This is a genomic window from Arthrobacter sp. 35/47 (assembly GCF_000520475.1).
Taxonomy (GTDB): Bacteria; Actinomycetota; Actinomycetes; order Actinomycetales; family Micrococcaceae; genus Arthrobacter_D; species Arthrobacter_D subterraneus.
In genome coordinates this window covers 94,812-100,789 of the sequence record NZ_KI914582.1, presented here as the reverse complement: position 1 = coordinate 100,789, position 5,978 = coordinate 94,812, and the positions used below count along the sequence as shown (strand labels likewise).

The window sequence follows — 5,978 nt, the reverse complement described above, 5'->3', positions numbered from 1 at the left end:
GGGCTCGCCGAGGAGCCCCTGCCGCCCGAAGGTATAGAGCAGCGCGATGCCGCCGACTACGGGCGGCAGTACGAGCGGCAGGAGTACGAGCGCTCGGACCACACGCTGGCCCCGAAACCTGGTGCGTGCCAGGGCAAAGGCCATCGGTACCCCGAAGATCACACAGAGCGCCGTGCTGGTCCCCGAGGTCTGCAGGCTCAGGAGGAGCGCAGCGCGGGAGGACTCGGAGGAAACCAGCGCGCCGAACCGCGTCCAGTCAACGCGAAGCACAATGGCGGCAAGCGGTACCAGCAGGAAGAGGGCGCCTGCTGCGGCGACGGCAAGCACCCACCGCGGGATGCCGGAATAGGAACCGCTCACCGGCCGGGCTTCCCGAAGCCGTGGGCGGCAAGCACCCGCTGGCCCTGCACTCCGGTGACGAGGTCCACGAAGTCGGCTGCGAGGTCACCGCCCGTTCCCGTGACCGCGATCGGGTACACGTTGGCGGCCTGGGCGGCCGCGTCGAACGGCACACTGTCCACCGACCCGGCGGCCGCCGCCGCGTCCGTCACGTAGACGAGCCCCGCATCCGCCTGACCCGATGAGACCTTCCCAAGCACGTCCGTGACGGAGCTTTCCTCACTGACGGGCGTAAGAGAAACCCCCGTGAGCTCCTGCACATCTCCGGCCGCTGAGCCGCACGGCACCTGCGGGGCGCACAGGACCACCGAAACCGTGGGCTCCGCGAGCGACGCCAGTGACTCGATACCGAGCGGGTTTCCCTCGGCCACCGCGATGGTCAGCACGTTGGTGGCGAACGGCCGGGGTTCCGATGCGAGGAGCTGCTCAGCAGCAATCTGCTCCATGGTGGCCTCGTTGGCCGAGGCAAACACCTCGGCGGGCGCACCCGCACGGATCTGGGCTGCGAGATCGGAGGATCCGGCGAAGTTCAGTTGCACATCCACGCCGGAGTGAGCGGCTTCGAACTCCTCGGCGATCTCCTCGAACGGAACCTGAAGTGATGACGCGGCATAGACGTTGAGTGTTGTCTCACGGGCCTGACCGCCGCTGCCGCAGGCAGAAAGCGAAAGAACGACGACGGCGCCCGCTGCCTGCCGTGCCCGGCGCATCATCGGTGTTCGCCCGGCTGCGGGGTTCCGACCGGTGTGGCCTCCACAATCACATTGGTAGCCTTGATCACTGCCACGGCAACGGAGCCGGGCTGTATGCCCAGCTCGCGCACCGCTTCACTGCTCATCAGGGACACCACTCTGTGCGGACCGCACTGCAGCTCGACCTGCGATATCACCCTGTCGCTCACTACCTCCGTGACAAGCCCCACGAAGCGGTTCCGTGCGGAGGTGGCCGCGCCGGAGGGATCTGCGGGGAGCACGGCGCGGTCCCGCGCCAGGCGCGCGAGCTGCAGGCCGTCGATGGTGAGAGCCCCCGCTGAACGGGTAGCGGCGAGTGTGCCTTCATCGATCCAGCGGCGCACGGTGTCAGTGCTGACGCCGAGGAACCGGGCAGCGTCACGCACGCGTATTTGAGTCACAGAAGACAGCGTATCGCCGCGGATGCGTCAAGTCACCCGCATTCCGAGCGCATCTCCGATAATCCAGTGTCGCAAAAGCATGGCCGGTTTGGGGTGGGGCTTTGTTTCGGGCTAAGATGGTTCGTCGGTCATATGTTCTACAGGAGTTCCCATTAAAAGCGATCTTGGTTCGCCCCTGGTGTTCAATGTCAGGGATCTCGGACGCAGTCCGGGAAACATGCGGACAGTCGAAGAACATGTGCCCGCACCGAAGGATTTTGGTGTGGCGCTCATCGGCGTTCAGGAAGGCTCCGAGATGGAGCTGGACCTGAGGTTCGAGGCCGTACACGAGGGGATCCTGGTATCGGGCAGCGTAGACGTCGAAGTAGTCGGCGAGTGCGGCCGGTGCCTTGACCCGCTCAGGTACGGCAGTAGCGTTGATGTGCAGGAACTCTTCTACTACGACGCCCCCGAGCTGGCGGAGGATGAAGAGGAGGACGCGCAGCGCCTGGTCGAGAACGATGCCATCGATCTCGAGCCGGTACTGCGGGATGCGGTGGTGACCTCACTGCCGTTCCAGCCGGTATGCCGGGAGGACTGCCAGGGTTTGTGCGCCGAATGCGGTGCCCGCCTGGAAGATGATCCCGGACACCAGCACGAGGTCCTCGACCCCCGCTGGGCTGCTCTGTCAGGGTTGGCCGGCGCGGCCGCCACCCCTGAGGCAGCGGAACCAGATGTTAAGACAGAGTCAGACAAGAGAGAAGAGAGTTAGCCGTGGCTGTTCCCAAGCGGAAAATGTCCCGCTCGAATACGCGTGCACGCCGTTCCCAGTGGAAGGCTGTTGCCCCCAAGCTGGTGAAGACGGTGGAGAACGGTCGCGTCACCTACAGCCTTGCCCACCAGGCGAAGGTTGTCACCGATTCCGCCGGCACCGCACTGTTCCTTGAGTACAAGGGACGCAAGGTAGCCGACGTCTAGATGCTGACGGCACCGGTTTCCGGTGTCCTCGGCTTTGATCGCGAAAGCGTCGCCTGCGTGGAGAGTTCTGAAGACCTTTTGAAGCGTCTCGGTGTCAGTATTGACGCCGAGACGCTTCGTCTTGCGCTCACGCACCGGTCCTACGCTTATGAGCAGGGCGGTATTCCGACGAATGAACGCCTGGAGTTCCTCGGTGACGCCGTGCTGGGTCTGTCGGTCACCGACGCGCTCTACCGCGACAACCCTGACCTTTCCGAGGGCGACCTCGCCAAGAGGCGCTCCGCCGTTGTCAGCACACGGGCACTCGCCGACATTGCACGCGGCCTTGACCTCGGGAAACACATCCTCCTCGGGCAGGGTGAAAAGCTCACCAACGGGTGGGACAAATCCTCAATTCTCGCGGACACCATGGAAGCCATCATCGGGGCTACCTACCTCAGCAACGGTATGGAAACGGCGCGGCGCCTTGTGATGCGCATCATTGGGCCGGTGCTTCAGGATGCCGCTGCGCTCGGCGCTGGTACAGACTGGAAAACCAGCATCCAGGAGATCGCCGCCGCCCAGCGGATGGGCGTCATCGATTATCAGGTGACCGGTTTCGGCCCGGACCACGACCGCCGGTTCGAAGCCGTGCTGGTCATCGGCTCAACCACCTACGGCTCCGGCTCCGGCCGGTCAAAGAAAGAAGCGGAGCAGGAAGCTGCTGCAGCGTCCTGGAAGCTTCTCCAGGCCGGTGCCGCCGGGCTCCGCACCGACGCGGACCTCCGTCAGTCAACGTGAGCCGCCGTCACGCCCATGCCTGAACTGCCCGAGGTGGAAGTGGTGCGCCGTGGGTTGGCGCGCTGGGTCCAGGGTCGCCGGATTGAGGCAGTTGACGTTCTTGATCCGCGGTCCATCCGCCGCCACACGCTCGGAGCCGGGGATTTCGCCGGCAATCTTGTCGGAGCGCGGGTTACAGACGCGGTGCGCCGCGGGAAGTTCCTCTGGCTACCGCTCACCTTTACGCCCGACGAGGACACGCCCGACGACGGCGGTCCCGAATCACCGTCGTCGCACCTGCTTACCCGGGATGAACCGTCGCCGGCCGTCGCTCTGGTGGCCCATCTCGGAATGAGCGGGCAGCTGCTGGTCGAAGATGCGGAGCAGCCCGATGAGGTACATCTGAGGGTGCGCCTGCGGCTGTCGCCGGTGGCCGGTGCCCGGTCCATGCCGGGGGAGCTCCGCTTCGTGGACCAACGAATCTTCGGCGGGCTCTTCGTCACAAACATGGTCCCCACCTCCGACGGATTTCCCGGTGGCCTTGGCGAACGCCCTGTCCCATTGATTCCGCTGGAAGCTGCCCACATTGCCCGTGATCCGCTGGATCCCGCGTTCTCCTTCGAGGATTTCTTCCGAAAGCTGCAGTCCCGCCGAACCGGTCTGAAGCGGGCCCTGCTCGACCAGTCCCTCATCTCGGGGGTCGGGAACATCTATGCCGATGAGTCGTTGTGGGCGGCAAAGCTGCATTATGCGCGTCCTACCGACACGCTCCGGAGGGCAGAGGCTGCCCGACTGCTTGACGCCTGCCGGGACGTGATGTCCCGGGCACTCGACGCGGGCGGCACCAGTTTCGATTCCCTGTACGTCAATGTAAATGGCGCCTCGGGATATTTTGAACGCTCCCTGAATGCCTATGGGAGGGAGCGCGAGCATTGCCGGCGGTGCCAGGCCGAGGGCAGGGACTCACGGATACGCCGCGATACGTTTATGAACCGCTCGTCCTACAGTTGCCCCCGGTGCCAGCCACGGCCGCGCAACGGGCGATGGTGAGTGTCATCTGACGTGACAAAAGTAAGTACGCTGACTAGATTCAATACGTCAGTACCCGACACGTCAGGAGACACGCGATGAAGAACAAGTTGGTTTTTGCGGCAGGCATGGCAGCAGGCTACGTTCTGGGCGCCCGGGCTGGTCGTGCAAGTTATGAGCAGATCAAGGTCAAGGCCAACGAACTCTGGAGCAACCCGAAGGTTCAGGACAAGGTGTCCCAGGCATCCGAGACGGTAAAGGCCAAGGCTCCGGAGGTCCAGGCGCAGGCCGAGCAGGCGCTGAAGAAGGCACAGTCGGCCATGCACCGCGGCGGCGATAATGACGCGGCACAGAGCCCGTCTGACGAGTACAAGATCTGATCCTCTCGGACGCGGTTGGACGCCTGCGGTGGAGCGGCCGTGACCGAAACGTGACATTTCAACGAAAAGACGGTAACGTTTAGGACACGCCGGGCTCAAACGCCCGGCTTCCTTCTGGTGGATTGCCTAATCCTGTCGCCGCTGGAAGGTCCGTTCGCTACACACAGCGACAGGAGCGGGGGAACCAGATAGCGGACTTCTTCAGAAGTCCTAGGGGTTAAGACGTGCCCGGCCTCACCGCCGGACGTCCGGGTGGCTCCCATCCGAATCCGACAGCTAACTCCGCAGGCATTGGGAGAGGCAATTTTCGTGTCCAAGAACCGTCATATCGCGCGCCACCGTGCAGAGTCACCCAGCACCATGCAGGTCGTTTCCAAGGCAGTCAGCTCCCACGCCGGGACCGTCGGCCGCCCTGCAGCAGTCCTGGTAGCAGCCTCCGGAATCATGTTCGGAGCCGCTCTTCCAGCAAGCGCGGGAACCACCACCACCTCAGCCACCGTCCCGGCGGTAGAAGCGGGCGTCCAGGCCGCACCCCTTGCTGCTCCGGCAGCGCCGGCACCGGTTGTCAACGCCCCGACACACACCGTTCAGGCCGGAGACACCCTCGGGTCCATCGCCGCCAGCTACGGCGTAAGCCTCGAAGCCGTCTTCGCGGCGAACGGCCTCGGCTGGGATTCGATCATCTACCCGGGTCAGGTCATCAGCCTGTCAGGCAGCGCGGCTGCTGCCCCGGCACCGGCTGCACCCGCACCGGTCGCTCCGGCACCGGCTGCACCCGCACCGGTCGCTCCGGCACCGCAGGTTGCTCCGGCACCGGTGGAGACCAGCACCATGGGCATCACCACCGCATCCTCAAGCTTCACCGTTGCGGACAGCTCGGGCAGCGCCACCGGCGCAAGCATCCTCGCCTCGGCTCGCGCCCAGCTCGCGGCCGGCGCCATCCAGGACTGCACCGTGCTCCTGGAGAAGGCTCTGGGAACCGGAGACCTTGGACCGGCACAGTTCGCTGCCTACGGCACCCAGGTGAGCTCGCCTGCACCGGGTGACATTGTCATCAGCGCCGGACACGTAGCTGTCTACGCCGGCGGCGGACAGGTCATCAGCAGCGGCATGAACGGTGCAAACCTCACCATGCAGCACCCGCTGAGCGATCTGGGTGCAGTGTCCTTCTACCGCGCATAGCAGCCGCGGGATTGGGTCCTTTGCAGGTCCAGTGACACACGAAGGGGAGAACCGGTAATCCGGTTCTCCCCTTCGCTTTGCCTGGGCCCGTCACAGGTGGCTGCGGCGCCCCGGCTTCACAGGTGGCTGCGGCGCCCCGG

General features: G+C 64.9%; 8 protein-coding genes, 1 pseudogene and 1 riboswitch. Of the genes and pseudogenes, 6 read left to right on the top strand and 3 right to left on the bottom strand.

What is annotated here, in order from left to right; genetic code table 11:
• The 3 genes and pseudogenes from X803_RS22050 to X803_RS0102000 all read right to left on the bottom strand — a co-directional run.
• A pseudogene (locus X803_RS22050) lies at nucleotides 1-360 on the bottom strand (molybdate ABC transporter permease subunit); the annotation flags it as partial.
• A complete protein-coding gene (modA, locus tag X803_RS0102005; RefSeq protein WP_026543821.1) occupies nucleotides 357-1,112 on the bottom strand; it encodes a molybdate ABC transporter substrate-binding protein in 756 nt (251 codons plus the stop codon). The pseudogene X803_RS22050 and the gene modA, both read right to left, overlap by 4 nt.
• Complete coding sequence (locus X803_RS0102000) at nucleotides 1,109-1,531, bottom strand: TOBE domain-containing protein (protein WP_026543820.1); 423 nt, start codon at nucleotides 1,529-1,531, stop codon at nucleotides 1,109-1,111. Before X803_RS0102000 ends, modA begins: the two co-directional genes overlap by 4 nt.
• Before the next feature lie 175 nt (nucleotides 1,532-1,706).
• Between X803_RS0102000 and X803_RS0101995 the strand changes: the two genes are divergently transcribed.
• The 6 genes from X803_RS0101995 to X803_RS0101970 all read left to right on the top strand — a co-directional run bounded on the left by X803_RS0101995 (nucleotide 1,707) and on the right by X803_RS0101970 (nucleotide 5,838).
• Nucleotides 1,707-2,282, top strand: coding sequence for a YceD family protein (locus X803_RS0101995; protein WP_026543819.1), 576 nt, complete (start codon nucleotides 1,707-1,709; stop codon nucleotides 2,280-2,282).
• Nucleotides 2,283-2,284: 2 nt separating this feature from the next.
• A complete protein-coding gene (gene rpmF / locus X803_RS0101990) occupies nucleotides 2,285-2,488 on the top strand; it encodes a 50S ribosomal protein L32 (RefSeq protein ID WP_026543818.1) in 204 nt (67 codons plus the stop codon).
• Between the two features lie 57 nt (nucleotides 2,489-2,545).
• Complete coding sequence (gene rnc, locus X803_RS0101985) at nucleotides 2,546-3,268, top strand: ribonuclease III (protein WP_026543817.1); 723 nt, start codon at nucleotides 2,546-2,548, stop codon at nucleotides 3,266-3,268.
• Between the two features lie 15 nt (nucleotides 3,269-3,283).
• Nucleotides 3,284-4,297, top strand: a complete 1,014-nt coding sequence (gene mutM, locus X803_RS0101980) for a bifunctional DNA-formamidopyrimidine glycosylase/DNA-(apurinic or apyrimidinic site) lyase (RefSeq protein WP_026543816.1) — start codon at nucleotides 3,284-3,286, stop codon at nucleotides 4,295-4,297.
• 77 nt (nucleotides 4,298-4,374) lie between these two features.
• Entirely contained in the window at nucleotides 4,375-4,656 is a 282-nt protein-coding gene (locus tag X803_RS17200; RefSeq protein WP_051470361.1) for a hypothetical protein, read from the top strand.
• A gap of 113 nt (nucleotides 4,657-4,769) precedes the next feature.
• Nucleotides 4,770-4,961: riboswitch (cyclic di-AMP (ydaO/yuaA leader) on the top strand.
• Nucleotides 4,962-4,965: 4 nt separating this feature from the next.
• Nucleotides 4,966-5,838, top strand: coding sequence for a C40 family peptidase (locus X803_RS0101970; protein WP_026543815.1), 873 nt, complete (start codon nucleotides 4,966-4,968; stop codon nucleotides 5,836-5,838).
• Nucleotides 5,839-5,978: the final 140 nt, after the last annotated feature.

What these genes read in the sequence shown, in the direction of transcription:
- X803_RS17200 (WP_051470361.1), top strand. Translation starts at nt 4,375, where the DNA reads ATGAAGAACAAGTTGGTTTTTGCGGCAGGCATGGCAGCAGGCTACGTT.
- mutM (WP_026543816.1), top strand. Translation starts at nt 3,284, where the DNA reads ATGCCTGAACTGCCCGAGGTGGAAGTGGTGCGCCGTGGGTTGGCGCGC.
- modA (WP_026543821.1), bottom strand. Translation starts at nt 1,112, where the DNA reads ATGATGCGCCGGGCACGGCAGGCAGCGGGCGCCGTCGTCGTTCTTTCG.